This window comes from Rhodococcus erythropolis R138 (assembly GCF_000696675.2).
Classification (GTDB): Bacteria; Actinomycetota; Actinomycetes; order Mycobacteriales; family Mycobacteriaceae; genus Rhodococcus_F; species Rhodococcus_F erythropolis.
In genome coordinates this window covers 2,682,042-2,707,500 of the sequence record NZ_CP007255.1, presented here as the reverse complement: position 1 = coordinate 2,707,500, position 25,459 = coordinate 2,682,042, and the positions used below count along the sequence as shown (strand labels likewise).

The 25,459-nt window shown below is 63.6% G+C and carries 16 protein-coding genes (1 of these 16 running past the window's edge); 5 read left to right on the top strand and 11 right to left on the bottom strand.

Features of this window, described 5'->3' with window-relative positions; genetic code table 11:
• On the bottom strand, window positions 1-716 hold the 5' portion of the coding sequence (locus H351_RS12715) for a GNAT family N-acetyltransferase (RefSeq protein WP_029255775.1). The gene continues 16 nt to the left of window position 1, outside the view; 716 of the gene's 732 nt are visible here — the first part of the coding sequence; it begins with the start codon at window positions 714-716; its stop codon lies off the left edge, out of view.
• Window positions 717-932: 216 nt separating this feature from the next.
• On the opposite strand from H351_RS12715, the gene H351_RS12710 reads away from it, so the two are divergent.
• Together H351_RS12710 and H351_RS12705 are read left to right on the top strand one after the other, a co-directional pair.
• Entirely contained in the window at window positions 933-1,703 is a 771-nt protein-coding gene (locus H351_RS12710) for an HD domain-containing protein (protein WP_019749288.1), read from the top strand.
• A gap of 508 nt (window positions 1,704-2,211) precedes the next feature.
• Window positions 2,212-7,695, top strand: a complete 5,484-nt coding sequence (locus tag H351_RS12705) for an ATP-binding protein (protein ID WP_029255777.1) — start codon at window positions 2,212-2,214, stop codon at window positions 7,693-7,695.
• A gap of 69 nt (window positions 7,696-7,764) precedes the next feature.
• Here H351_RS12705 and H351_RS12700 read toward each other — a convergent pair whose 3' ends face one another.
• Genes H351_RS12700 through H351_RS12690 form a run of 3 tightly spaced genes read right to left on the bottom strand, consistent with a single transcriptional unit; the run spans window position 7,765 to window position 12,601 of the window.
• On the bottom strand, window positions 7,765-8,046 hold the full coding sequence (locus tag H351_RS12700) for a hypothetical protein (RefSeq protein WP_021344953.1): 282 nt from the start codon (window positions 8,044-8,046) through the stop codon (window positions 7,765-7,767).
• 11 nt (window positions 8,047-8,057) lie between these two features.
• Window positions 8,058-12,176, bottom strand: a complete 4,119-nt coding sequence (locus tag H351_RS12695) for a cation-translocating P-type ATPase (RefSeq protein WP_029255778.1) — start codon at window positions 12,174-12,176, stop codon at window positions 8,058-8,060.
• Window positions 12,176-12,601: a hypothetical protein gene (locus H351_RS12690; RefSeq protein WP_029255779.1), complete on the bottom strand. Its 426-nt coding sequence runs from the start codon at window positions 12,599-12,601 to the stop codon at window positions 12,176-12,178. The genes H351_RS12695 and H351_RS12690 overlap by 1 nt, the downstream gene beginning before the upstream one ends.
• Window positions 12,602-12,784: 183 nt before the next feature.
• On the opposite strand from H351_RS12690, the gene H351_RS12685 reads away from it, so the two are divergent.
• Window positions 12,785-13,732: an aldo/keto reductase gene (locus H351_RS12685; RefSeq protein WP_007732210.1), complete on the top strand. Its 948-nt coding sequence runs from the start codon at window positions 12,785-12,787 to the stop codon at window positions 13,730-13,732.
• A gap of 2 nt (window positions 13,733-13,734) precedes the next feature.
• On the opposite strand, the gene H351_RS12680 is transcribed toward H351_RS12685, so the two are convergent.
• Both H351_RS12680 and H351_RS12675 read right to left on the bottom strand, forming a co-directional pair.
• Window positions 13,735-14,505, bottom strand: coding sequence for a hypothetical protein (locus tag H351_RS12680; RefSeq protein ID WP_019749294.1), 771 nt, complete (start codon window positions 14,503-14,505; stop codon window positions 13,735-13,737).
• 136 nt (window positions 14,506-14,641) lie between these two features.
• Complete coding sequence (locus H351_RS12675; protein ID WP_051636484.1) at window positions 14,642-15,871, bottom strand: hypothetical protein; 1,230 nt, start codon at window positions 15,869-15,871, stop codon at window positions 14,642-14,644.
• A 104-nt stretch (window positions 15,872-15,975) separates the two neighbouring features.
• Here H351_RS12675 and H351_RS12670 point away from each other — a divergent pair, with 104 nt between their 5' ends.
• On the top strand, window positions 15,976-17,322 hold the full coding sequence (locus tag H351_RS12670; RefSeq protein WP_029255781.1) for a DUF5691 domain-containing protein: 1,347 nt from the start codon (window positions 15,976-15,978) through the stop codon (window positions 17,320-17,322).
• A gap of 57 nt (window positions 17,323-17,379) precedes the next feature.
• Here the strand turns inward: H351_RS12670 and H351_RS12665 are convergent, their stop codons facing one another.
• The 5 genes from H351_RS12665 to H351_RS12645 all read right to left on the bottom strand — a co-directional run bounded on the left by H351_RS12665 (window position 17,380) and on the right by H351_RS12645 (window position 23,628).
• Window positions 17,380-18,510 (bottom strand): acyl-CoA dehydrogenase family protein, encoded by a 1,131-nt coding sequence (locus H351_RS12665; RefSeq protein WP_029255782.1) that lies wholly within the window; start codon window positions 18,508-18,510, stop codon window positions 17,380-17,382.
• An 8-nt stretch (window positions 18,511-18,518) separates the two neighbouring features.
• Window positions 18,519-19,694, bottom strand: a complete 1,176-nt coding sequence (locus tag H351_RS12660) for an acyl-CoA dehydrogenase family protein (RefSeq protein WP_007736177.1) — start codon at window positions 19,692-19,694, stop codon at window positions 18,519-18,521.
• 107 nt (window positions 19,695-19,801) lie between these two features.
• Window positions 19,802-20,248, bottom strand: coding sequence for a hypothetical protein (locus tag H351_RS12655; protein WP_020970172.1), 447 nt, complete (start codon window positions 20,246-20,248; stop codon window positions 19,802-19,804).
• Window positions 20,249-20,315: 67 nt separating this feature from the next.
• Entirely contained in the window at window positions 20,316-22,850 is a 2,535-nt protein-coding gene (locus H351_RS12650; RefSeq protein ID WP_019749299.1) for an ABC transporter permease, read from the bottom strand.
• Window positions 22,851-22,854: 4 nt separating this feature from the next.
• Window positions 22,855-23,628: an ABC transporter ATP-binding protein gene (locus H351_RS12645; protein ID WP_003945134.1), complete on the bottom strand. Its 774-nt coding sequence runs from the start codon at window positions 23,626-23,628 to the stop codon at window positions 22,855-22,857.
• A 260-nt stretch (window positions 23,629-23,888) separates the two neighbouring features.
• Between H351_RS12645 and H351_RS12640 the strand changes: the two genes are divergently transcribed.
• Entirely contained in the window at window positions 23,889-25,451 is a 1,563-nt protein-coding gene (locus H351_RS12640) for a long-chain-fatty-acid--CoA ligase (RefSeq protein ID WP_020908422.1), read from the top strand.
• Window positions 25,452-25,459 lie beyond the last annotated feature (8 nt).

Sequence of the window (25,459 nt, the reverse complement as noted above, 5' to 3'; positions counted from 1 at the left end):
ACCGCAGTCAACCGGGATCTCTTCCGCAGAACGAACCCCAGCGATTCGTAGAGTCTGATCGCATTCGTATTCGATTGCACTGCATGGAGAAACGGCAGCTCGCCGCGTTCGCGAATCCCGGCAGCGACGGCACGGATCAGCGTCGTACCCAGGCCTCGACCTCGGAAGTCGCTGTCGGTGCACACCGCACTGATTTCCGTCCATCCCGGAGGGTGCAACCGCTCCCCCGCCATGGCAACAAGTCTTCCGTCGACGCGAATGCCGTAGTAGCTCCCCATCTCGACGGTACGAGGAAGAAACGGTCCGGGCTTGGTGCGCTCGATCAACGCCAGAATTTCGGGAACGTCGCCCCTTCCGAGAAGTTCGACCGACGGATCAACGGAGACTTCGAGTGCGGAACCGTCCATCTGCACCGAGCCGAACTGATCCACAACGCGCCACCCTTCCGGCGGCTGATGATCAAATCCTCGTAAACCTACTGTGCCGCCTGGACCTACGAGTGTGCGTAGGTTCTCCCAGTCTTCGGCGTCCAACTCGGGCGGATGACCGACAAACGGAGCGACTGTCGGGTCGTATCGCGCAACTCTCCCTGCCCAGCGAGCGAATTGCGCATGATGTCCGCGAAGACCTTGTCGCACAGGATCGTCCAGTGGATGGATGTCGACATCCGTGTCAACAGTCTCGACAAACGACGCCAGGGTCGCCTCCGTGGTCATCGAACCTCTTCCTACCCAAGTCTTCCAGTGATGGAGGCGACCGAAACTCCCCGCCCACCTCGATCACAACGCTAGGAACACTTGCCGTCGTAGTCGCCGGATAGAATCAAGATGATTCTGACTTCCGCCCCACGCCCGGTGACGACCACGGTTCGAGGGCAGATTCTCACAAAGACTTTCGTCGCGACACCTACACCAAACGAAAGGCTGTTCGCCATGAGCCACTCCGACCCGATCAGATCTGCATTCGACCAGCTACCTCTGAAGGAAATGGACGCAGCGACGCTGGTCTTCGCGATCGAGAGCGCCGTCGACGAGATGGCTCTCCCGGGTGAAACCTTGCGGCTCGCCATGGAGGTCGCGACCCTCGCCCACCTCGATCAGTTCAGAAAGAACGGGATCAAGTCAAACGAGGATCCCTACATCGTTCATCCCCTACGAAATGTGTTGCGACTGCTTCGGTACGGATGCTCCGATGTCGAGATCCTGAGCGCAACCGCGCTTCACGACACGGTCGAGGACCGACCACACGCCGTCATCGCACTCCTCGGTGGCCGGACTGCGGACGACATGTCTGCATCCGAAGCGCAAGAACGTGCGTCAACACTCATCGCCTCGCACTTCGGCCACAGAATCTCCGAACTTGTTGAGGCAGTGACCAATCCAATCGACTACCCGCACGACAACACCACCGGCTACCAGGATCACGTCATCCGCGCGATCGCGGATCCCGCAGTGTTCCTCGTGAAGTTCAGCGACTTCGTCGACAACGCGGGAAGCGTGAAGTACCTGAGCGAGACCGACAGGCTGAGGCTGGTCACGAAGTACGAACCACTCGTGGAGCACTTCAAGCGGGCTTCGCTTGCTCTCGCCAACGCATTGCAGCTCCCTCCCGCAGGACTCGACGCGATCGCACAGCACATTGCAACCATCGAAGGCGATTTCTCGAATACAGTCCGAGGGGACATAGAAAATACTCGCCAGTAGTACCGATCAGTAATAATCGAGCAATCGGGAGAATTCTCCGAATACGCGATTTTGTTACCAGCGAGTATTCACTTTCTTGCCAATTTCATTACCATCGTGATCCGTGTCACAGGGTCGAATTCCATTGCACCGCAATGATTTAACGCTATAAGTGTAACCGTGGTTCACGTTGACTAATATTCTTCAATTCGCCCAGGTGACATGAGCGTCGACATACTGCATTCTTAGATAAACCAGGGATTCCCTGGAAGCAGACACAATATGTTGCTGATTCGTGATTGGAGCGGTTCTGAGTCCACGCCTGCAGGGTGGCGTACAAGGCACGCCGTGCCTGAGCGCAGGGGACTCTACGAACCGGAAGGGCAATCACTTGCCGACGCGCAACCGGGGGAAACACAGCGCATCGCGGCGTAGTTCACGAACCAGGTAATCCGGGTATGTGGGACACGGTCGGCTCATATCGCAACGTACGTGACGAAGAATCTCATCAAGGACGGTGGCAGTGACAATGTTCAAACGAATCGCAGTGGTCAATCGAGGTGAGGCCGCGGTCCGGCTGATCAGGGCTGTACGCGAACTGAACGCCGAACACGACTACGGCATTCGCGTCATTGCACTGCACACCGAGGCCGAGCGCCGCGCCATGTTCGTCCGCCAGGCCGACGAGGGTGTGACCCTGCGCAGCACCGGCACCGGCAGCCCGTATCTCGACTACGCCGAACTCGAGCGAGCACTCCTCGCAGCCAAGGCCGACGCAGTCTGGGTCGGCTGGGGCTTCGTGGCCGAGGATCCCGCCTTCGCCGAGATCGTCGCGAAACTGGGCATCACGTTCATCGGCCCGAGCGCCGACGCGATGCGCCTGCTCGGAGACAAGGTTGCCGCCAAGATCCTGGCCGAGAAGGTCGGCGTACCTGTCGCCCCGTGGAGCGGCGGACCGGTCGAAACGCGCGCCGACGCTCGTCGTCATGCTCAGTCCATCGGATACCCCCTGATCATCAAGGCCCGAAGCGGCGGCGGTGGACGCGGTATCCGCAAAGTCTGGGCCGAAGACGAACTCGAAGTTGCACTCGAGCGCACGCAGGGCGAAGCAGAGCGGTCCTTCGGCGACCCCGTCGTCTTCCTCGAACGCCTTGTCACCGATGCACGCCACGTCGAGGTACAGGTCATCGCCGACAACCACGGCAATGTCTGGGCTCCGGGCGTTCGCGACTGCTCGATTCAGCGTCGCAACCAGAAGGTCATCGAAGAATCCTCCTCCCCCGTCCTGACCGAAGAACAGTCTGACCACCTCAAGAAGGTGTCCGCCGAACTGGTCAAGGCAGCCGGATACCAGGGCGCAGGCACGGTCGAATACCTCTACCAGCCCGAGAACAAGCTCTTCACGTTCCTCGAGGTCAACACCCGTCTGCAGGTCGAGCACCCGATCACCGAGGTCACCACCGGAATCGACCTCGTCAAACTGCAGATTCTGGTCGCCAGTGGTGACGAATTGGTCGGTGACTGCCCGCCCGCATTCGGCCACGCCGTCGAAGCCCGTCTCAACGCCGAGGACGCGGACAACGATTTCGCGCCGGCACCCGGCACGGTTCAGCTCCTCAAGTTCCCGCTAGGCTCCGGCATCCGGGTCGACACCGGCATCGCTGCCGGGGACGTCATTCCGCCCGACTACGACTCGATGGTCGCGAAGGTCATCGCCTGGGGTCGCAACCGCTCCGAGGCACTTGCGCGCCTGCGTACCGCCCTTCGTGAAACCACAGTCGTACTCGACGGCGGCACCACCACCAAGTCGTTCCTCCTCGATCTACTCGATCGCGACGAGGTCATCTCTGCATCCGCGGATACCGGCTGGCTCGACCGCACGGGCGCCCTGACCGGCACCACTCGCCGCGCGGACGTCGCACTGATCGCCACCGCTATCGATGCTTACGACGCCGAGGAGTCCCTCGAGCGTGCGGCCTTCCTCGCCTCGGCACGCGGCGGCCGTCCCCGCGCCAACCACGCGATCGGCCGTACCGTCGAGCTCAACTACCAAGGTCAGGCTTACAAACTGACCGTCGGGCGTATCGGCCCGCACCGCTACCGCGTCGACGGAGACGCCGGCGACATCGAGGTCGACGTCGATCGTCTCGGCGACTTCGAGTCACGGCTTGTGATCGGTGATCGGCGCTTCCACGTCGTTTCCGTCGTGAGCCCGGCTCGCTATCTCGTCGAGGTCGACGGCATCAGCCACCAGATCAGCCAGGACGACGCCGGAGTGGTCCGCGCGCCGGCTCCCGCCGTCGTGGTGGCTGTACCGGTCGCGGTCGGCGACGACGTCGAAGCCGGCTCCACCCTGGTCGTACTCGAATCCATGAAGATGGAGACCGCAGTTCGCGCACCGTACGCGGGCAAGGTGCGTGAAGTTCTCGCTACCGTCAACTCTCAGGTCGATGCCGGCGCGCCGCTCCTGCGCGTCGACCAGGTCAGCGAGGAAGCTGTCACGGAGAAGGCTCCGCGAGTCCAATTCGATCTTCCGGCGGCAACTTCCGGTTCCGACGCCCGCGACGACGCATTGGCACAGCTCGAAGCACTGACCGCGATGATCAGTGGCTACGACGTCAGCGGTAAGCACGCAAATGCTGTTCTGGCCGAGTACGACGCACTTCGCAGCGCACTCGAATCCGAGGACCGCGAACTGGTACAGGCCGAACTGGCTGTGCTGACCACCTTCGCCGACATCTGCGAACTCTCGCGCAACAAGCCCACCTCGGGTGAGTCCGCGAAGGACGAATCCGTCCACAGCCCCCGCGAGCACTTCCACACCTTCCTGCACTCACTCGACTCCGAGCGCGAAGGTTTGCCGGCGTCGTTCCGCACGAGACTCGAACGGGCACTTCGCCACTACGACGTCACCGATCTGGAAGATCGCCAGGCCGTCGAGGAAGCGGTGTACCGACTCTTCCTGGCTCTGCAGCGCATGGAAGCCCAGATCCCGGTCATTGCAGCACTTCTCGAAGGCTGGCTCGTCGGCGACAAGGCTCCCGGTTGCTCGGCTCAGGAGCTCAACGAGGTTCTCGATCGACTCATCGTCGCGACGCAGGTCCGCTACCCCGTCATCGGCGACGTCGCCCGCAACCTTCGCTTCCGGTTCTTCGACGAGCCGCGCATCCGCAAGGTTCGCGAAGACGTCTACGACGGAGTACGCGGCAACCTCGCTTACCTCGAAGAGCAGCCGGACGCTGCCGATTTCGACGAGCGAATCGCCAACCTCGTCGCCACTCCCGAACCGCTCCTGGACCTGTTGGGTCGAAAGATCGACCTTGGCAACCGCGATGGCGGCCCTCTGCTCGAGGTCATCACGCGTCGCTACTACAAGATTCACTCCTTCGAAGACGTCCGCGTTTTCGAGCACGTCGACCGCCGTTTCGTGACCGGTAACTTCGACCTCAAGGGCGACGGGCTACATCTAGTCTCGACGGTGGCCGAATTCGACGCTCTCGGAACGGCTCTCGACGATGTCGCCACAATCGCGCAGGATGCTCCATCCGGTCGCGGCCTGGTAGTCGACATCTACCTCGACTGGCCGAATCAGCCCGCCGACGGCGACACGCTCGTCGAGACGCTGCGCACCGAACTCTCGCGCAACGAGACGATCACCCGGTCCCGCCGCGCGACTGTGATCATCTGCAATCCGAATGGGGAGCCGGTCCGCTGGGTCACCTTCCGCCCGATCGACGGTGAACTTGTCGAGGACAACATCATCCGCGACATGCATCCGCTCACGGGTCAGCGTCTGGACATGTGGCGCCTGAAGAACTTCAACGGCAAGCGCCTGCCGGCTCCGGAGAACACCTACCTGTTCCACCTCTCCGCCAAGGAGAACCCGAAGGACGAGCGCCTGATCGCTCTCGCGGAAATCCGTGACGTGACACCGCAGCTCGACGACGAAGGCCAGATGGTTGCGCTTCCGGCCATCGAGCGCACACTTGCCGCGTGCCTCGACGGCATCCGCCGTGCGCAGTCCCAGCGCGGAGACAAGCGTCGACTGGCAGCCAACCGCGTCGTGCTCTACGTGTGGCCGGTCGCCGACGTTCCCAGCGAACGCTTCTCCGTGATCGCTCAGAACGCAGCCCGACTGACCGTCGGCGCCGGGCTCGAAGAGATCACACTCATCACCCGCCTGAAGGACCGAAAGGGTGGCGCGCCCAAGGAAGTTGCGCTGCGATTCTCCTACCGCGCAGGTGCCGGTGTGGTCATCAACAAGACCACCCCTCCCACCGAACCGCTGCTCCCCCTCGACGCGTACGCCCAGAAGGTCCAGAGTTCGCGGGCACGCGGCACGGTGTACCCGTACGAGCTGATTCCGCTCCTGACCGGCACCAAGGGCACCTTCGTCGAGCACGACTTCGACGAAGCGGGCGTCCTCTCACCTGTCGAGCGTCCGTACGGGCTCAACAAGGCCGGCATCGTCGTCGGCCTCGTGAACACTCCGACGCCGCGCTATCCCGAGGGAATGACCCGTGTCGCGCTCTTCGGTGACCCCACCAAGGCGCTCGGTACCGTGGCCGAGGCCGAATGCTCACGTGTGGTCGCTGCCATCGACCTGGCCGAGAAGTTGAACGCTCCGGTCGAGTGGTTTGCGCTGTCCTCGGGTGCCACCATCTCGATGGAGAGCGGCACCGAGAACATGGACTGGGTCTCCCGTGGCCTGCGCCGGATCATCACCTTCACCCAGAACGGCGGCGAAATCAATATCGTCGTCACGGGAATCAACGTCGGCGCTCAGCCCTACTGGAACGCCGAAGCCACCATGTTGATGCACACCAAGGGCATTCTGGTGATGACCCCGGACAGCGCGATGGTGCTGACCGGCAAGCAGTCTCTCGACTACTCCGGTGGTGTGTCGGCCGAGGACAACTTCGGTATCGGTGGTTACGACCGCGTCATGGGCCCCAACGGCCAGGCGCAGTACTGGGCCCCCGACCTCACTGCGGCGTGCGAGATCCTGTTCCGTCACTACGCACACTCGTACCTCGCTCCCGGCGAACGGTTCCCGCGTCGCGCAGCGACGACGGACCCCGTCGATCGCGACGTACGTAGCTTCCCGCACACCCACCCGTCGAGCGACTTCGAGACGGTCGGCGACATCTTCTCCTCGGCGAAGAACCCGGATCGCAAGAAGCCCTTCGACATTCGCACCGTGATGCGTTCGGTGGTCGACCAGGACCACTCGGTTCTCGAGCGTTGGGCCGACATGGCCGGCGCCGACACCTCGGTCGTTCTGGACGCGCACCTCGCCGGACATCCGGTCACAGTGGTGGGCATCGAATCCCGCGCGATCCCACGTAAGGGGCACTTCCCCGCCGACGGTCCCGACACCTGGACGTCGGGAACGCTGTTCCCGAACTCGTCGAAGAAGACTGCCCGCGCGATCAATGCTGCGAGCGGCAACCGTCCGATCGTGGTGCTGGCCAACCTGTCCGGCTTCGACGGTTCCCCGGAGTCGCTGCGCAACATCCAGCTCGAGTACGGCGCCGAGATCGGCCGCGCCATCGTCAACTTCGACGGACCGATCGTGTTCTGCGTCGTTTCCCGCTACCACGGCGGCGCGTTCGTCGTATTCTCCGGTGCGCTCAACGACAACATGGAAGTTCTTGCTGTCGAAGGTTCGTTCGCCTCGGTACTCGGCGGCGCCCCCGCCGCCGCAGTGGTCTTCACCCGTGAGGTGAACACCCGCACCAACAACGACCCGAAGGTGCAGCAACTGGAAGCAGACTTGGCAGCAGCCAAGGACGACACGGAGAAAGCACACCTGCGCGTCGAACTGAACGCTCAGCGCATCGCCGTCCGCTCCGACAAGCTCGGCGAAGTGGCATCCGAATTCGAAGCGATCCACAACATCCAGCGGGCCCGAGAGGTCGGCTCGGTGGATGAGATCGTCCCTGCCGCAGAACTGCGTCCGCAGATCATCGCAGCAGTCGAACGCGGCATGAAGCGCGCACTCGCGCAGTAAGTTTCTCCGCACGTCGAGCGGTCCCGCGAAATGCGGGGCCGCTCGATTTGCGTCCGCACCGCGCCGGCATCAGACGCCCTCGAGCGCCTCTCCGATCTCTTCGAGGACGTGATTGTGCTGCTCTGTTGCGAGCAGATGCCCCGCCGCGATGGTGACTGCCACGGGCCACTCGATGATCTCGAACGCAACCATCAGTCCCATCACCGCAAAATAGGCGATCTGCTCGGGTCTCGGAACCGGAATGGCACCGACGATCGGTAGCTCCAACTCGAAGCTCCGTGCCGAACGGACGGATTCCACTACCGCGCGGTGATCGACGGGGTTCCTTTGGTCGACGGTGTTCTGGGACATGTCACGATTCCTCAGGATTCATCTCGGGTCGCCCGGGAGTTCGGCGACGTGTCACTTCCAGCAGCGACGCTCACAAGCGTGTCCGATTCACGGGTTTCCGCTTCTTTGATTTCCGCTTCGCTGATTTCCACGCTGTCGCGAGCGCTGACTCCCCCGGTTCGGGAGGTGTACGCGGTGCTCGTCCGCGTCGGGATCTTGCGAATCGTCGACTGACCTTCCGCGCTCTCCTCAGTTCCAGTCTCCTCAGTTGCGGCGATCCGCTCCAACACCCGCGGAGCCAGCGCCGCCAGCAGCGTCGCTGCCGACGCACAGCCCACTGCTTGGCCCCACCCAATCGGACCGAGCGGCGTGCAACCGAGAAATTGGCTCACCACCGGTGTGCTGACGAGCGTCGCCAGCGCCGCAGCGGACCCGGCAACTGTTGCGACCACCAGCGGACTGCGCGATTCGAGCAGCGTCTGCCCCAGTTGGGTGCCCACCAGGGCAACCAACGCCACCGTCGACGCTCGCCGCCGCCTGCCGCTCGTCCGGGCCAGAAGCCACGCTGCCAGCGCACCGATTGCCGTGGCACCGCCGCGGACAGCGATCGTCTGCCACAACGCATGAGTGTCCATCTGTTCGGACTTCTCGGATCCGTTCTCGGACGGGGTGCTCACCGCAAGCGCAGCAGCGGGCAAGGCGTCCGTCATCAGATTGACCAGTAGCAACTGCCTTGCGTTGAGCGGTGATTCGCCGGACAGCGCAGAACCGATCAGAGCGAATGCGACTTCACCCGCGTTGCCTCCGAGCAAAACCCCCACCGCTGATCTGACCCGCCGCCACAATTGACTGCCCTCGTCCAATGCGTCGGTCAATCCGCCGACACGGCCGTCGAGGAGCACGATGTCTGCGGCGCCGCGCGCCGGATCGCTGTCAGTCGACGCCACCCCGATTCCCACGCTGGAAACTCGGATCGCCGCAGCATCGTTCGCGCCGTCACCGACCATGGCGCACACGCGCCCGTCAGTCTCCAACGCTTGCACGATCTCGACCTTCTGCTCGGGTGTCACGCGCGCAAAGACGCTGCTGCCGCGGACGGCGTTCCGTCGTTCTGCGCGAGAGAAGTTCTCCCAGTCCGGACCGGTGACCACGTCCTCGCGCGCCACATCCATCCCCAGTTCGGTGGCGACCGCCGCCGCTGTTGTCGGATGATCCCCCGTCAGCACGCGCACTTGCTGTCCGTTGCCTTGAAGTTCTCGAACAAGTTGCATTGCTTCGGGTCTCAGCGTGTCCGAGAGTCCGAGAAGGCCGACCGCTTCCAACCCCTCGGAGCAACACTGTTCGAGAAATTCCGAGTCCTCCGCAGCGCGTCGCGCATCGTGTTCCGACAACTCGCGCTGTGCGACGGCAACCACCCGCAGTCCGCGTCCGGCCATGCTCTGAACGTGCTTCGCCGACACAGCATTCGGATCCCGCCCTGCCTCCGCCACGAATTCCGGTGAACCCTTCAGTGCGATCCGTCTGCCCAGTAGGGCCGCCGAGTACGGCCGCCCAGACCTGAACGGAACGAGGTTGAGCGCGTCGGCAGCACCGAAAACCCGAGCCTCGTCCAGAGCTTGTTCGGCCGCATCGACCACAGCGGCGTCCGTCGAATGAAACACGCGATCGTCGCGACTTCCCAGAGCACTGCGCGCCGCAACTTCCAAAATCTCACTTTCGCCCCAACCGTCGACGCGTTCGACCGCGGCCACCCGTAGCTTGTTCTCACTGAGGGTTCCGGTCTTGTCGAAGCAGACCACGTCGACACGGCCGAGCGCTTCGATCGAACGTGGAGCACGCACCAACACTCCTGCTGCAGTGAGCCTTCGAGCTGCCGCCTGCTGAGCCAGGGTCGCAACCAGAGGCAATCCCTCCGGCACGGCGGCCACGGCAACGGCCACACCTCCGGTGACGGCGCGGCGGAGACCGGTACCACGAATCAGACCCGCGACTGTCACCAACGCTCCGCCGCCGATACTGGCCGGCAGAGTCGCCCTGGTGAGTTCGCGCAGTCTGTTGGTCAGGCCCACAGCAGGTCCGGATCGGGATACACCAACATCGGCGCGCCTGATCACCGTTCGAGCTCCGGTGGCCGTGACCACGCCACGACCGGAGCCGGCAAGCACTGTTGTCCCGGCATAGGCCATGCACCTTCGCTCGGCCAGGGGCATCCCAGGGGTCGGGTCGGTCTGCTTGTCGACGGGCATGGACTCCCCCGTCAACGACGACTCGTCGACTTCCAGCGATTCGGCGCTCAACAGTCGACAATCGGCGGGCACGATGTCCCCGGACTCGAGGGCCACGACGTCACCGAGTTCGAGCGCGTCTGCCGCAGTCTCGACCTCGCCAACGTTGGTTACTCGCCGAGCTACCGGTTCCTGAGTCCGCAAAAGTCGCTGCACTGCCCGTTCCGAGTGAAGTCGTTGAACAGCGGACATCGCGGCATTGCCGACCAAAACCGAACCGACCAGGACGGCGTCTACCGGTGAACCGAGGACTGCACTGGCCGCCGAGCCGGTTGCCAACACCGGCGTGAGTGGATCCGCCAATTCTGTTCGCAACGCCGACAATCCGTCACGGATCAACCTGAAGCGTGCGGGCGCTCGCACACGAGCGTCGGCGCGCTGCGGCGTATGCCGGACGGATTCGGCGAGTTCGCGAACGACAGAATCACCGTCCATCTCATGCCAGCTATCGCTCGGAGCACCGACAGGGGCGGGAGACTGAATCACAGATCGGGACAAGGTGTATCCGGTCCACAGTCCCGCGGCCGAACCAGCCGTGACCGGCCCCGGCCCAGCCCCCCGAACTCCCGGAAGCATAATCAAGGCACCCAATGCCGAAGAACCCGAGGAGAGTTCGACGCCGCGCCTCGTCGCTGTTCGGGCAGCCGAGAGCGCATGGACGACCCGCCACGCCCCGGCCAAGTCGGTGTGGATGTCGGCACTCAAGTGCTCGCCACTCGGTGGTGAAATCCCGATGCGTAGCACTGCCTGCCCCGCTATCGCCCTACTGGACACGATCGCAACTGTCCGACCCTCGGCCACCAGTGCCGAGAGAGCTTCGCGCAGGCCGGCTTCGGGAGTCGACGGCGCCGGATAGAGCTCGTCGAATCCGCTTCGCAGTGATCCGAGCCCGTCGTCGTCGATCGTGGCCGCTGCGACTCCGCTCGCGCGTATCTCACCTATCAGTGATTCCGCCAACCCTTTTCGCACCGGTCTTACGACAACTTCGGCGCCGTCGATGCGGTGTCTTCCGACCCCGAGCGAGCCGGCGTCAAGCGCTTCCCTGGCATGTGCCCACACCACGACGCGGTCCGACTCGGACACCTCTCGTATGTCGGAAACCCGGAGCGCGTCGTCGAAAAGGACACTCGGATCGACGAGGACGGTATCGACACGATCGAGCATGCGTAGAGCCGCGGGGTCCGAAACGGCGACGTGGTGCGTCCGCCACAGACCGTATGACAAACCAGCAGCGAACGATTCGCGTGACATCCGAAGCGGCCGCGGCGCCGAAACCTTGATGCTCGTCGCAACGGTGTCACCGCCGGCAGACACGGTAGCCAGTGCAGCCCCAGCCGCCAGCTGAACCCCAGCGATCCTGTCGGCATAACGCTCCCCCGGACCACTCGGGTCACGCCTCGTGGAAGAACCGCGAGCGCCAGGTTCGAGTGGCCACACCAGCCGAGAGTTTCGCGCCGCCAGAGTTTCGCGCAGCAGCATCGTCCGCAGCCCGAAATCCACGCCCAATGACGCAGGCGCATAGGTCAGAACATCCGCGAACGACGTCGCCGACTCCAATGCGAAGTCGGTGAGCGAACGGCCAAGGCGCTGTTCGATTCGCCGACGCACCCGGGGTTGATAATTGATCGCCGACACCGCCGCCGAGACATAGGCGGAACCCGGCATTCGCGGCGCACGAAGAATCGATCCCGCTGCTGCAGGAATCATCCCGACGCCCGCCAGCGCAAGAGTGCCAGTCCGCAGCGCCACGTCACTGACAGCGGTCCGCGGAATCGTCGAACCACCGACCAACGCCAGACCCGACAACGCCAGGCGCGGCGGCAAAGTTGCCACCGACACCGCACGCCGGGCCATCGCTGAGAACATCAGTGAGTGGATCGAGTGTGCGAAGAACTGTGAGTTCGATCCTGCGACCGACTGGCCGCCTTGTGGGAGTTTCCGCTCGATTCCTTCTTTGCCGGTTCCGTCTTGGTCGCGCGCCCAACCGCCTTGACCGCACGATCGGGCCGCGCGCTCTTGCGATCCCATTCGTGAAGTACCAGGGCCGTGCCGCCGACCGCCAAGAGCACCGGCCACTCCACCAATCCCGCCGCGCCGACGGCGGCCATCGTGAGAACCGCGGTCGGCGTCGAGGAACTACCCGCACGAATTCCGTCTCGGACGCCCTCCGCCGTTCCGCGTATCCCGCCCGTCACTCCACCGATCACTCCACCACCGACGGCTCCAGCCACCGTCGTCGTTGCGTCTGCCACACCACGAACGACGCGGGTGGCTTCGTCGACAATCATCATCGGACGCTCCTATCAGCAGTCCATCGAAGAATTCAGTATTTGAGGCCATACCCAACACCGACGGCGGCAATCACGATCCGATACATTTTTCGGCGAACCTGGCGAGGGCGCGCCATCGTCAGCGCCGTGAGAGGGTACGGTGCGGGATGCAGCGACCACCTTCATCGACGGGAGTTCCACACAGTGGCGATCATCGGAAATTCGGACCTCGACATCTTCCGACTTAGCTTGGGCGGCAACCCTTTCGGATGGACGGCAGACGAGAAGACGTCCTTCGAGATCCTCGACTCGTTCGCCGAAGCCGGTGCAAACTTCATCGACACTTCCGACTCGTACACGGCGTCGGCTCCCGGCAATTCCGGCGGGGAATCCGAAACGATCATCGGGAAATGGATCACCGATCGGGGACTGCAGAACGACATCGTCGTCGCCACCAAGGTGGGTAGCCATCCCGATTTCAAGGGACTGAAGGCCGACAACATCGCGGCCGCAGCTGAGGCGTCGCTGCAGCGCCTGCAGACGGACTGCATCGATCTGTACTACGCACATTTCGACGACCCGCAGACTCCGCTCGAGGAAACTCTCGAAGCCTTCAATGCGTTGGTCGTCGCGGGCAAGGTTCGCTATCTCGGAATCTCCAACTACAGCCCCGACCGCGTCCGGGAGTGGCTGCGGATCACCGAGGAGAACGGGTACGCCGCGCCCATCGCGCTGCAACCGCACTACAACCTGGTGCACCGCAAGTCGTACGAACCCGAACTCGCGCAGATCGCCACCGACAACAACATCAGCGTCTTCCCGTACTTCGCTCTCGCTTCCGGCTTCCTGACCGGAAAGTACAAGACCCGCGCGGACATCGAAGGCAGCTCCCGCGAACGACTGACCGCCGGATACTTCAGCGACGCCGGACTCGACGTCGTCGCGGAACTGGCAACAATCGCGCAGGCACACGACAGCGAGATCTCGACCGTCGCGCTGGCCTGGCTGCTGACTCGACCTGGCATCACCGCACCGATCGCGAGCGTCAGCCGGCCGGAGCAGCTCCCGGCGCTACTGGACGCCCCGAATCTGGTGCTGTCGTCGAATGAACTGGACACTCTCGAACGGGTGTCGGCGGCAGTCGGCGCCTGAAATCAAGCAGTTTTGAGATGAGCGCCGAGGGCCGTGTTGTTGATCGTCCAGAACGACCAGCCGTCATGGCTCTCGGTGTCGCCTGAAATGTGACCGGTCACGGCATTGGCGGCCGCGGTCGGATCAGGGAATCGGCGGCCTTCCATCGGTCCGCGCATGATCTCGACGACCTCGGTGCTTTCGTCGAAACGTCCGACCCAGCGGTATCCATGGCAATCAGCCGTCATCTCGAGGCGATTGTCGACAACTTCGATCTCCTCGACACCGCTGGCGCGACGCTTCTTCGCGGCGACCGGCGACGTCTTGCGCTTGGTCGCAACCGGGGCCTCCACGTAAATGCTCGGATCCTTGACCGCGGCCAGGCCCAGCGCATCCCAACGATCGTGACCGTGCACGACGCGTCCGCGCGGAATCGCGTGATGTCCGGTGCGATTGCGTCCGGGGCTGTCCATGATCCACAGGTCGACCTCGGCACGGATGTCGTCCGCAACCTCGTTGGAGGGCAGCATGAAGAACTCGTGCGGGTCTGCAGCCAGGTCGACGAACACCCAGAACTCGGAGCGCGTGTCGTCGCTCTCGAGCGACTCGTCCTGACGCCTGGCCTGCCAGTCACCGTCGAGCTTGGAACGCACTCGGACGATTCGGCTGATGCCGTCTGCGCCCGTCACCTCGACGGGATTACGACGTGAGTGCGTGAGGCGGACAGCCTTGCCCCCACGCTGCGTAGCTTCGGAAATGAACGCATTGATGCCGCGGCTTGCGGTGTCTTCCATGATCGACCTGTCTCGAGCGGGTACGCCCGCATCACCGGATCGGCATCGGGGTCGAGCAATGAGCGAATTCTCGGCCTGTTCTTCGATCGTGCGGCCGGTCAGTACCTTCGACCTTACAGCTCCGGCGACAGCCTGACTACGGCGCCCGACGCTCGTTCCCGGAGGTCAGCAGTGCAATGTCCCCGTAAAGCGCCGCCCGGTGAGCGAACATCAGTTCTTCCACACCGTCGAATTGATCCCCGACGTAGTGCGTGTTGGCAGCCGAAAGTTCACGTGAACCAGAGCGCGCGAGTAGGTCGTCGATCCGGCTGTCGAGGCTCGCTGCATGCGCAACCGCGCGCTGCGAACTCAACTGATCCTCGGCCCGTGCGACCAGGTCACCGATCCGCGCGAGCGCCGCGACGCGCTCGACCAGCTGGTCCCAGACCGTGCCGAGCGCTTCCCTTCGCGAAGCGATCCCGGCTCGGGTTCCCTCGTCACGTGCCAGCGCAGCCGCGTCGTCCAGCTCTGCGAGTATCGAACGCAGCGCTACGGTATCGACCGCGATCTGCGTGATCTCGTCTGCCAAGTCCAGTTGATTACGTTGAATGACGAAGTGATCGGAATGCCACGCGCTGGAACTCTCGATCCGGTCGAAAAGATTCCCGGCGAGGTAAAGCAGGGCGTCGTACTCACCGGCGCATCCTTCGGGTTCGGAATCGACCAGTCCGTCGAGGACTTCCGCGATACGTCTTCCGGCATCGGCGATGACACCGGTTCCCTGGACCTTCCCGAACTGGGCGGCGAGTTTGTCGAGTGCTGCGTTTCCACTGCTGGCCACGACACCGAGACCCACCGGCAGCTTGGCCGGAACCGGCGTGCAGGTGAGCCCGGCAAAGAGAGCCTCGCGCTGCTCGACGTCGAGATGGAGACCGTCGCGGCGGTCCTTGCGGATGGCACGGACGCTGCTCGCGAAATGACGATTGGAATGCACGATCGCCGATCGCATCGACTGAACGCGCTTGTCCAGCGTCTGCACCCGCCGTTCGAGGACAACCTGAACGGGACCGATGCGTGTCGCGAGCAGTCGACGCCTGGTGCGGGCCAGCTCGTCGGTGAGATACCTCAACTCCGAAAAGCCGCCGATCTCCGGGAACGAACGTCCGACACTGCGCCGGTTCGCCAGGATCGACCGCGTCGACTCGTCCGCATAGCCGCCGGCGATCAGCAGTGCGACATCGTCGGACAACTCCGGCCGGTTCGACTCGACTGTCCCCGCCGCACACCACTCCCTGACTCGGGTGGAGATGAGCGTTCGCCGTTCGGTCACCGACGCCACGACAAAGACGTCGCCATTTCCGTCTGCCATCTCACGGCCATCCGTCATCTCACGCCTCCTGCTGGGTGCCGGTTACCACTGTTCCAGAATCTGCCGACACGCGCCCGACCCCTGCTCCCGAAGTCGACGCACCTCTGCCATACCGTAGGCGGGTGACCTCCCTGCGATCAGACGCGCAAGCAGGTCACTCGCGCGCACCGCGGACTCCTCCAGCGGTTCAACCACTACTTCCCGATCTCGCGATCGAACAACTCCAGTCGTTGTTGCAGGTACGTTCCTGGACTCTCGCGGAATGGTTCGCGATGGCCGACCAACGCGGATTCCTCGCGCCCGCGGCCAGTGTTCCGCTCTTCATGGAAGCCGCGCTGAAGTATCCCGAGCACCGCGAGGCGCTCCTTCGCCTCGCCGGTCGATGCGGGCAGTACCTGGCGGAGCAGAATCCCGATTGGGCCCAATTGCGGCGGATCGGGTCACGCCGGGACGAACTGTGGCTATCGCCCGATCCGAACGACCGTACGGCCTGGTTCGATTACATACGTACGGTCGACCCGGAACTGGCGAGCGAGGAGCTCGAGATCGCCTGGGACGACGAGCCCACCGCAAACCGCCTGCACTTCCTCGATCACCTCGAGGTCGGACTGGGTGAACACGATCACACCCTCCTCGAGCGTGCACTCGACGATCCAGCCGTGCGGGTTCGTGAGCGTGCAATTCAACTACTACGGCAACTCCCCCGATCTCCTTTTGCCTCTCGCATGGTCACTCGGGCTAAGTCGTGGGTCCGGCTCGAGACGAAGCCGTTGCGACCGCGCCTTGCCGTCCGGTTGCCAGGCTCGCTCGACGACCACGCATTTCGTGACGGCATCGAAGACGTCCACTACAAGAACAAAGGCATCCGGCGCTGGTGGTTACGGCAAGTCGTGACCGCCACTCCACTGACGCTGTGGGAATCGATGGCCGGTTCGCCACGCGAGGCCCTCACCATCCCCATCGAGAAGCAATGGCGCACCGTGATGATCGAATCATGGACTGCTGCAACAGTTCTTCAGAAGAACACAGCGTGGGCGTCGGCATTTCTGGAGCGGGACGGGCGCACGACCGACCGGAGAATCGTCGCCATCGCGGACCCACGCGAGCGCGTCGAATACATCGTTGCCGGCCACGCGGACGAATACCTTTTGGGCGTCGACGGCAGCGCACTACTCGACGGCATCGACCGTCCATGGCCCCTGGCCGTCGCCGAAAAGTTGTTGAACGCCTTGGAGAACGAAGCGATGGAGCATGCTGCGACGGGTGAGGACTTGGGCATTCACTCGCGGCACAGTCACTTTTCCACTCTGCGAAGCGTGCAGGCGCGCTTCCCTTTCGAGGCGATACCACTGCTCCGCAGCGCCGCGTCCAGAACGAGCGACCCCGGCTGGCAACAAGCGTTCACCGACAGTGCGGTCAACATCGAGCAGCGTCGACTCCGCTTGGACGTCTTACGCTCTCACCGCTGAACGACGAAGGGTCGCACTCCGCGAACGGAATGCGACCCTTCGGTTGATCGTGAAAGATCAGACGACGCTGACCATCTCGTGATCAGCCACGCCGGCGGCCAACACCCGGAGATGGTCTTCGGTGCTGCCGAGGGTGTGCTCGATGGCGACGAGGCGACTCACGTAATGACCCACCGGGTATTCGGCGGTCATACCGATACCACCGTGCATCTGGATCGCTTCCTGGCCGATGAGCCGAGCCGAGCGCCCGATCTGCAACTTCACCCGCGAAGCGATCACCGGATCCACGACGCCGTCGGCAAGGGACATCGTTGCGTACAGACTCATGCTGCGCGCCAACTCGAGCGAGACGTACAGGTCGGCGGCGCGGTGCGTCAGCGTCTGGAACTTCGCGAGCGGAACTCCGAATTGCTTACGCGTCTTGAGGTATTCGGTGGTCAGGCGTAGCGCCTCTTCCATCGCTCCGACAGCCTCGGCACACAGCGCGGCCTGCTCACGGATCTGCGCGGCCTGGATCAGAGCAGAAGCGTCACCGCCCTCACCGAGTGCTTCGGCCGGAGTATCGGTGAACTCGATCTGCGCACCGCGCAACCCGTCGTGAGTGGCGTAGGACTTGCGTACCAGGCCGGAGGCATCGCTCTTGACGAGGAACAGTCCGACGCCACCGCCAGGGAGCGCAGCGCTCACGACCAAGATGTCTGCAGTCGCGCCGTGGCCAACGGGATTCTTGATACCGGTGATGGTCCAGCCGCCCTCGACCTGCGCCGCCGCGGTGGCCCGTTCGGTTGCCGGCCAACGGATTCCGGGTTCCTGATCGGCGAACGCGAGGAACGTGGTGCCCTCGGCCACTCCGGGAAGAATCGACGAGCGCTGCTCTGCGCTGCCGCCTTCGGAGATGAGCCCGCCCGGCGTCACGACCGCGTCGAGTAACGGTTCGGGGGCCAAGCGTCGACCGATCTCGGTCATGACCGCACCGATTTCCACCGGGCCCGCGTCCATGCCGCCGTCGTCCTCGGAGAACGTCAGGCCGAGCAAGCCGACCTCGGCCAACTGCTTCCAGACCTGCGGACTCCACCCTGGATCGGAGTCGATGATCGCGTTGCGCTTTTCGGCGTCGTAGCTACGCGAGAGGAGGTCCTTGGTGGTGTCGCGGAGAAGCTTCTGCTCGTCGTTCAGTTCGAAGTCCATGCCACGCCTCACAATCCGAGGATCGAGGAGGCGATGATGCTGCGCTGCACTTCGCTCGATCCGCTGTAGATGGATACCTTGCGGTAGTTCAGGTACGTCGGGGCAGTGTGCTGCGCCCAGCTCGCGGAGGCGATGTCGCTGCCCGCGTCGTACGGCAGTGAATCAGGGCCGGCCACGTCCATCAGCAATTCGACGCTCGCCTGCTGCAATTCGGAGCCACGAAGCTTGAGCAGCGACGACGCCGGGTTCGGCTGGCCGTCAGCGGAACTGGCGACCACCCGGAGCTGAGTGAGCTCGAGCGCAAGCAATTCGTTTTCGAGTTCGGCGAGGCGAGCAGCGAAGAGCGGATCTTCGAGCAGGGTCCCGTTACCGACCTTGACCTCGGCAGCGCGTGCCTTGGCCTGGGCCAGACGAACCTTCGAGAAACCGACGCGGGTGACACCGGTGCGCTCGTTGCCGAGCAGGAACTTGGCGTAGCCCCAGCCCTGGTTCTCTTCACCGACCAGGTTCTCTCCCGGAACGCGGACGTCCTCGAAGAACACTTCGTTGACCTCGTAGCCGCCGTCGATCAGCTTGATCGGGCGGACCGTGACTCCAGGCGTCTTCAGGTCGACCAGAATGAACGAGATACCTGCCTGGCGCTTGGGCGCATCGGGATTGGTACGCACGAGGCAGAAGATCCAGTCGGCGTACTGTCCCAGCGTCGTCCAGGTCTTCTGACCGTTGATGACCCAGTCGTCGCCGTCGCGGACCGCGCGGGTCTTGAGCGAAGCGAGGTCGGAGCCGGCCTCGGGTTCGGAGAATCCCTGGCACCACCAGATGTCGAGGTTCGCGGTCGCGGGAAGGAACTTCTCCTTCTGCTCCTGCGAGCCGAAGGCTGCGATGACCGGACCGACCATGTTGGCGTTGAACGCCAACGGTTCGGGGACCGACGCAAGCTGAAGTTCGTCGAGCCAGATGTTGTGCTGGACCGGGGTCCAGTCCTTGCCGCCCCACTCGACCGGCCAGTGCGGTACCGCCAGACCGTGAGCATTGAGGATCTGCTGCGCCTCGACCATACGGTCGCGCCCCAACTCCTCGCCGTGGGCGTACGCCTCCCTGATGTCCGCGGGGATTTGCGTACGGAAGAACGTCCGCATCTCGTCGCGGAACGCTAGTTCCTCGTCGGTCAATGCCAGGTTCATCGGGATTCCTTCGCACTCGAAACCGGATTCATGTTCGGTTCGACCGTACCCCGACGACACTGGAGGCGGAACAGGTACCGCGAAAGACGGCACTCGGAACCGAGCTACTACACGGTTTTGAGGACCAACAGGTAACCCCCGCCCGCGGCGTCGATGCTCGTTTCCACGTTCAGCGACGGAGCCAAACGTGACAACCGGTCGATCAGCCAGTCCGACGCTTCCTGGGCGTCGTCTTTGCCGGGGCAGCGAGCGACGGCGACGCGGCCACCCTTGCGCTCGAGTTGCTCCACGACCCCGATGATCGGGGCGGGATCCACGACGAACAGCCGATCCGGCCATTCCACAACAGGTTTGACCGCACCCTTCTTGGTGTTGCATGCGCGGTGCGCCAAGCGTTCGACGCCACCTTTTGTCTTGCCACCCTTTTTCGCGGTGTTGATGCTGTCGATGCTCGGGCCGCGCGGATCATTGACGGACATGTCGGGATCGACCGGTTCGTCACACAGCCAGCAGCGCCAGGATTCACGTTCGCCGACTTCTTGAAGGGTGCTCATGTGGCAACGGTACCGTGCGCACTTTCGGCTGCTTCCGCTACCAAAAGTGCGCACGGGGCCGAAGGCCCTACATGTCTGCAATCGCCTCCAGCGGCTTCGTCTTGGCCGCTCGGTTGGCCGGCCACAGCGCCGCCAAGACACCGACCACACCCGAGCCGATCAGCATTCCGACCACCTGACCCCACGGGATCGTGATCTTGTCGAGGCCCTGATCCGCGAGAGTGCTCACGAAGGCCCAACCGAACGCGATGCCGAGAACAACTCCGACCGCCGCGCCGTACACCGCGATGAGCACCGACTCGAGGTAGATCGTGCGTCGCATCTGTCCGCGCTGCATGCCGACAGCTCGCAGCATTCCGATTTCTCGTCGCCGCTCGACCACCGACAGTGCCAAGGTGTTGATGATACCCAGGATTGCGATCACGACCGCGAGTGCAAGCAGTCCGTAGAGGATCGCCAACAAGGTGTTGATCTGCTGGCCCTGAGTTCCCTTGAACTCCTCACGATCCTGCACCTGGACGACGACGTACTTCTCCGTGGCCGTTTCCAGCTCGGATCGCAGCGTGGTCAGATCCGCACCCGGCTTCGCCTTCACCAGCACCACGAAGTCCGGGAGACTCTCGGCCGGCATCAGTTTCCGGTACGCCTCGTCCGAGACGATCCACGAGCCGATCAGCTGGTTGTCCTCGAACACTCCCGCGACAACGGTCTGGTACTCGACGCCGCCAGGACCGGTCAACGTCTGGGTCGAGCCGACAGTCCAGCCCTTGTCATCCGCAGTCGACTTCGAGACGAGCATGTTGTTGCCGGTCAGATCGACCGTGCCCTCGAGGATCTTGTACTCGAGCACGCCTTCGATCGGTCCGTCGAACGAAGCACCCTGCTCGTCCTCACCGTCGACCTTCGCGCGCACCCCGTGCAAGGACGTCGCGCTCTGTACGTCGGGTACCTGCCGGACCGCGTCGGCCGCACCTCGCGGCACACCGATCGCGTTGGGACCGGTAAGGATGTAGTCGGCCGAGACACCCACGTCCACAAGAGCATTGATGCTCGCCTTGGCCGAGGAACCGAACACTCCGATGACCGTCACCAGCATCAGACCGAGAGTCAGCGCGAATGCCGTTGCGGCCGTACGGCGAGGATTACGCACCGCATTGGTACGGGCCAATCGCCCGATGGCGCCGAACGGCTTGGCGAACACGGCACCGAGCGCACCGACGATCGGTCGCGACAGCGCCGGAGCCCCGAGAAGAACCGCGATGATCAACGAGAACGCACCGAGTCCGACTATCAACGCAGCCCCACCACCGGTACCGCGAGAGCCGAACACGAGCAGTGCCACACCGATCACGCCGAGAATCGCACCGATCAACGTCCGCACTCGCAGTGAGTCACCGGTAGAGGCGAACTCCTCACGCATGGCCGCTACCGGCGGGATCTTCGACGCACGACGAGCCGGGGCGTAAGCGCTGAGCGTCGTGACGACGACGCCGACTACCAACGCGACGATGATCGTGCGGGCACCCACCTGGAGCGGGCCTTCCGGCAGACCGACGTCGAATGTGTTGAGCAGACTGCGCAATCCGTAGGCGAGACCGATACCGCCGAGCAGACCGATGATGCTGCCGATGAGTCCGACCACGAGCGCCTCGGTGACCACCGAACGGCCGACCTGCGCTCGGCTCGCACCGATCGCACGCAGCAGCGCCAGCTCACGAAGACGCTGCGCCACGATCATCGAGAAGGTGTTGTAGATGATGAACGTTCCGACGAGCAGAGCAATCGCGCCGAACGCCAACAGGAAGTAGTTGATGAAGCTCAGCGCCGAGTCGACCTCGGCCTTGGTCTCCTCACGAACCTGGTCGCCGGTCTGCACCTTGAGATCGGGGAAAACCTGCTCGACGCGTTGCTGTAGTTCCGTCTGCGACACCCCGTCGCCCGCGACGTCGATGTACTCGACGTGTTGGCCGTCGGTGAATAGTCCACGGGCCTGCTCGTCGGTGAAGAGCGCGCCGATGAACCCGCCGGTGTCACTGCCCGCCCCCTCGTAGATGCCGGACAACGTCACGTCCACGATTCCGCGGGCCGGTGCCAGAACCTTGGCGGAGTCCCCCACCTTCAGTCCGGCTCGCTCGGCGGCGCTGGTGTTCAGCGCGACCTGACCGGTCTGCGTCGGAGGCGCGCCCTCGACGAAGGTGTCGGGTTCGGCAATCGCCTGGCCCGGCGGTAGGTAGGACTGACCGATACTCGGCGCGCCGCCGGTCTGAACAGCGCCGCCGTCTGCGTTGATCAGGACGATCTGTCCACTGACGGCCGGGGCTACCGCTCGGACGCCGTCGACTGCGGCAAGTTTGTCGACATCCTCGACCGGAACGCCACTGGTGTTGCGCTCTTCCATCGATACCCGGACGTCGACGCCCTGGGCGGTGTTCTCGAAGATCGAATCGAAAGTCTTCTGGAGGGTGTCGGTGAAAACGAACGACCCCGCGACAAAAGCCGTGCCAAGCACCACGGAGAGAACCGTCAGCGCAAGTCGCACCTTGTGTGCCGCCAAGTTGCGCAGGGAAACCTTGCGCATCGGCGAGTTGCTTACCGAAGCCATGTGCTCAAGCCCCGGCTTCCACGTTCACGACCGCCTGCGGAGCGTCCAGACGCTTCATCCGGTCGAGGACCGAATCCGCCGTAGGTTCGCGCAATTCGTCGACGATCTTGCCGTCCGCGAGGAACACCACTCGGTCGGCATACGCCGCTGCCCGCGGATCGTGCGTCACGATCACCACGGTCTGGTTGAACTCGTCGACGGCCGCCCGCAGGATCGAGAGCACCTCCCCGGAGGACTTCGAATCGAGGTTTCCGGTCGGCTCGTCGCCGAAGATGATCTCCGGCTGACCCGCCAGCGCACGCGCACACGCCACACGCTGCTGCTGACCACCCGAGAGCTCTCCCGGCCGGTGATCGAGGCGATCCCCGAGACCCAGCTTGGTCAGGACGCTGTTCAGCCAGGTCGGGTCCGCTTTGCGTCCCGCGATGTCGAGCGGCAACGTGATGTTCTCGAGCGCCGTCAGCGTCGGCACCAGGTTGAACGCCTGGAAAACGAAACCGATGCGATCGCGTCGCAATTGGGTCATCTGTTTGTCGGAAAGCGTCGTGAGTTCCGTGTCGCCGATGAGAACGGAACCCGAACTTGCGGAATCCAGACCGGCGAGGCAATGCATCAGCGTCGACTTACCGGAACCGGACGGCCCCATGATCGCCGTGAACTCACCGCGGGCGAAATCTGCGGACACCGAACTGAGTGCGTGCACCTGGGTATCTCCGGTGCCGTAGGTCTTGGACAGGCCGACTGCGCGGGCCGCGACATCCTGGGCGTGCGAACTCATGATCGCCTTTCCTGTTCACTTCGGTACTACTTGTGGGCGTGACGGGCGCCCGTGAAAACACGGACGCCCGCAATGGTTGGTTCCATCCTGTCGGGTGTCGGGCGCGCTCGCCATCGGGGACCACCCTGATATCTGCAGCCGAGCCGGTCAGGGTCGCGGGAATGTGCTCTCTCTGCTTGTGCGCATTGACGAGAAACAGCGATACGAAGACCGGGCGCACATTAACCTTGTGACACCAATCACACGAGAGAGGCGGCCGAATGTCCGACGCCACCGCTGGAATCATTTTCGATCGGCTAGAGCACTGGGCGACGGTCAAGCCTGATCAAGCAGCGATGACCTTCCAAGGGACCGAATACACGTGGGCCCAGTGGCGAGACCGCATCTTGCGTATCGCCGCCGCCCTCGCCGAATCCGGCATCGGCGCCGGCGACACTGTCGCGTTCGTCGACAAGAATCATCTGTCCTGCCTCGAAGTCACCTACGCCGCCTCACTGCTCGGCGCCGCGAATGTCATTCCCAACTGGCGACTTTCGGGCGAAGAGCTGGATTACGTCCTCGCGGACTGTGGCGCTCGCATTCTGTTTGTCGGCAGCGAACTACTCCCCCAGATCGTCGCCATGCGCGACCGCTTGACGGCCGTCGAATCGATCTTCGCCGTCGGCGGGGAACACGACGAGTTCGAACCGTGGATCGACGAGGTCACACCGCTGCACTCCCGCCCCGAGGTGAGCCCCGATGCCACCGCTCTGGTTCTCTACAGTTCCGGGACGACCGGTCGGCCCAAAGGCGTACAGCTCACGCATCGAAACCTGTTCGCGCACAGCAACAATGTGCTCGAAATCCTGCCGGCCCACGAGGATCACCGATTCTTGATCGCGATGCCGATGTTTCACGTCGGCGGAACGTGCTACGCCATCATGGCAATTCACACCGGTGGGCGCTGTTACTTCACGAGAGAAGCCGACGGACCGTCGATCTTCGCCGGTCTCGCCGCCGGAGCCAACATCGCCTTTCTCGTCCCACCGGTCATTGCCGGAGTCCTGGCCGCAGGCGAGCAGGCCGTCGCCGCCTTCAAGGCATTCAAACGCATTACCTACGGCGCCGCCCCCATGCCCCTTCCGTTGTTGCGAGCAGCCCTCGCGGCTTGGCCGGACACCGAATTCGTCCAGGTCTACGGCATGACCGAAATGGCAGGTGTCATTACCGCGTTGATGCCGGACGTTCACCGCGACGAGTCGCAGGTCGAGCGCATGGCATCAGCAGGCACGGCGATCCCAGGCGTCGAGATGCGTGTGGTGGACCCCGTCACGCTCGAGGACGTGCCCACCGGAACGACCGGCGAACTGTGGTGGCGATCCGAACAGTGCACTCCCGGATACCTGGGCAAGCCCGAGGCGACGGCCGAAACGATTACCGCAGATGGGTGGCTGCGTAGCGGCGACATGGGCCGCGCCGACTCCGACGGCTTCGTCTTCATCGAGGACCGCCTCAAGGACATGATCATCACCGGCGGCGAGAACGTCTACTCCCCCGAGATCGAACGAGTACTGGTGGAGCATCCGGCAATCGCCGAGGTCGCGGTCATCGGCGTTCCCGACGACCGTTGGGGTGAAACCGTCAAGGCAGTCGTGGTTCTCACTGCCGAAGCGCAGATCGACGAAGCCGAACTGATCACCTACACACAGGAACGCCTCGCAAAGTTCAAGTGCCCGACCAGTATCGACGTCGTCGAGATCCTTCCCCGCAATCCCACCGGAAAGATCCTCAAGCGCGACCTCCGCAAACCGTACTGGGACAACCGCGAACACAAACTGGTCTGAGTTCGCGT

Bases quoted from the DNA above. Each gene is read 5' to 3' on its own strand.
- H351_RS12645 (WP_003945134.1), bottom strand. From the start codon at position 23,628: ATGAGTTCGCACGCCCAGGATGTCGCGGCCCGCGCAGTCGGCCTGTCC.
- H351_RS12690 (WP_029255779.1), bottom strand. From the start codon at position 12,601: ATGATGATTGTCGACGAAGCCACCCGCGTCGTTCGTGGTGTGGCAGAC.
- H351_RS12650 (WP_019749299.1), bottom strand. From the start codon at position 22,850: ATGGCTTCGGTAAGCAACTCGCCGATGCGCAAGGTTTCCCTGCGCAAC.
- H351_RS12680 (WP_019749294.1), bottom strand. From the start codon at position 14,505: ATGGAAGACACCGCAAGCCGCGGCATCAATGCGTTCATTTCCGAAGCT.
- H351_RS12695 (WP_029255778.1), bottom strand. From the start codon at position 12,176: ATGTTCTCAGCGATGGCCCGGCGTGCGGTGTCGGTGGCAACTTTGCCG.
- H351_RS12640 (WP_020908422.1), top strand. From the start codon at position 23,889: ATGTCCGACGCCACCGCTGGAATCATTTTCGATCGGCTAGAGCACTGG.
- H351_RS12655 (WP_020970172.1), bottom strand. From the start codon at position 20,248: ATGAGCACCCTTCAAGAAGTCGGCGAACGTGAATCCTGGCGCTGCTGG.
- H351_RS12675 (WP_051636484.1), bottom strand. From the start codon at position 15,871: ATGACGGATGGCCGTGAGATGGCAGACGGAAATGGCGACGTCTTTGTC.
- H351_RS12700 (WP_021344953.1), bottom strand. From the start codon at position 8,046: ATGTCCCAGAACACCGTCGACCAAAGGAACCCCGTCGATCACCGCGCG.
- H351_RS12705 (WP_029255777.1), top strand. From the start codon at position 2,212: ATGTTCAAACGAATCGCAGTGGTCAATCGAGGTGAGGCCGCGGTCCGG.
- H351_RS12665 (WP_029255782.1), bottom strand. From the start codon at position 18,510: ATGGACTTCGAACTGAACGACGAGCAGAAGCTTCTCCGCGACACCACC.
- H351_RS12660 (WP_007736177.1), bottom strand. From the start codon at position 19,694: ATGAACCTGGCATTGACCGACGAGGAACTAGCGTTCCGCGACGAGATG.
- H351_RS12710 (WP_019749288.1), top strand. From the start codon at position 933: ATGAGCCACTCCGACCCGATCAGATCTGCATTCGACCAGCTACCTCTG.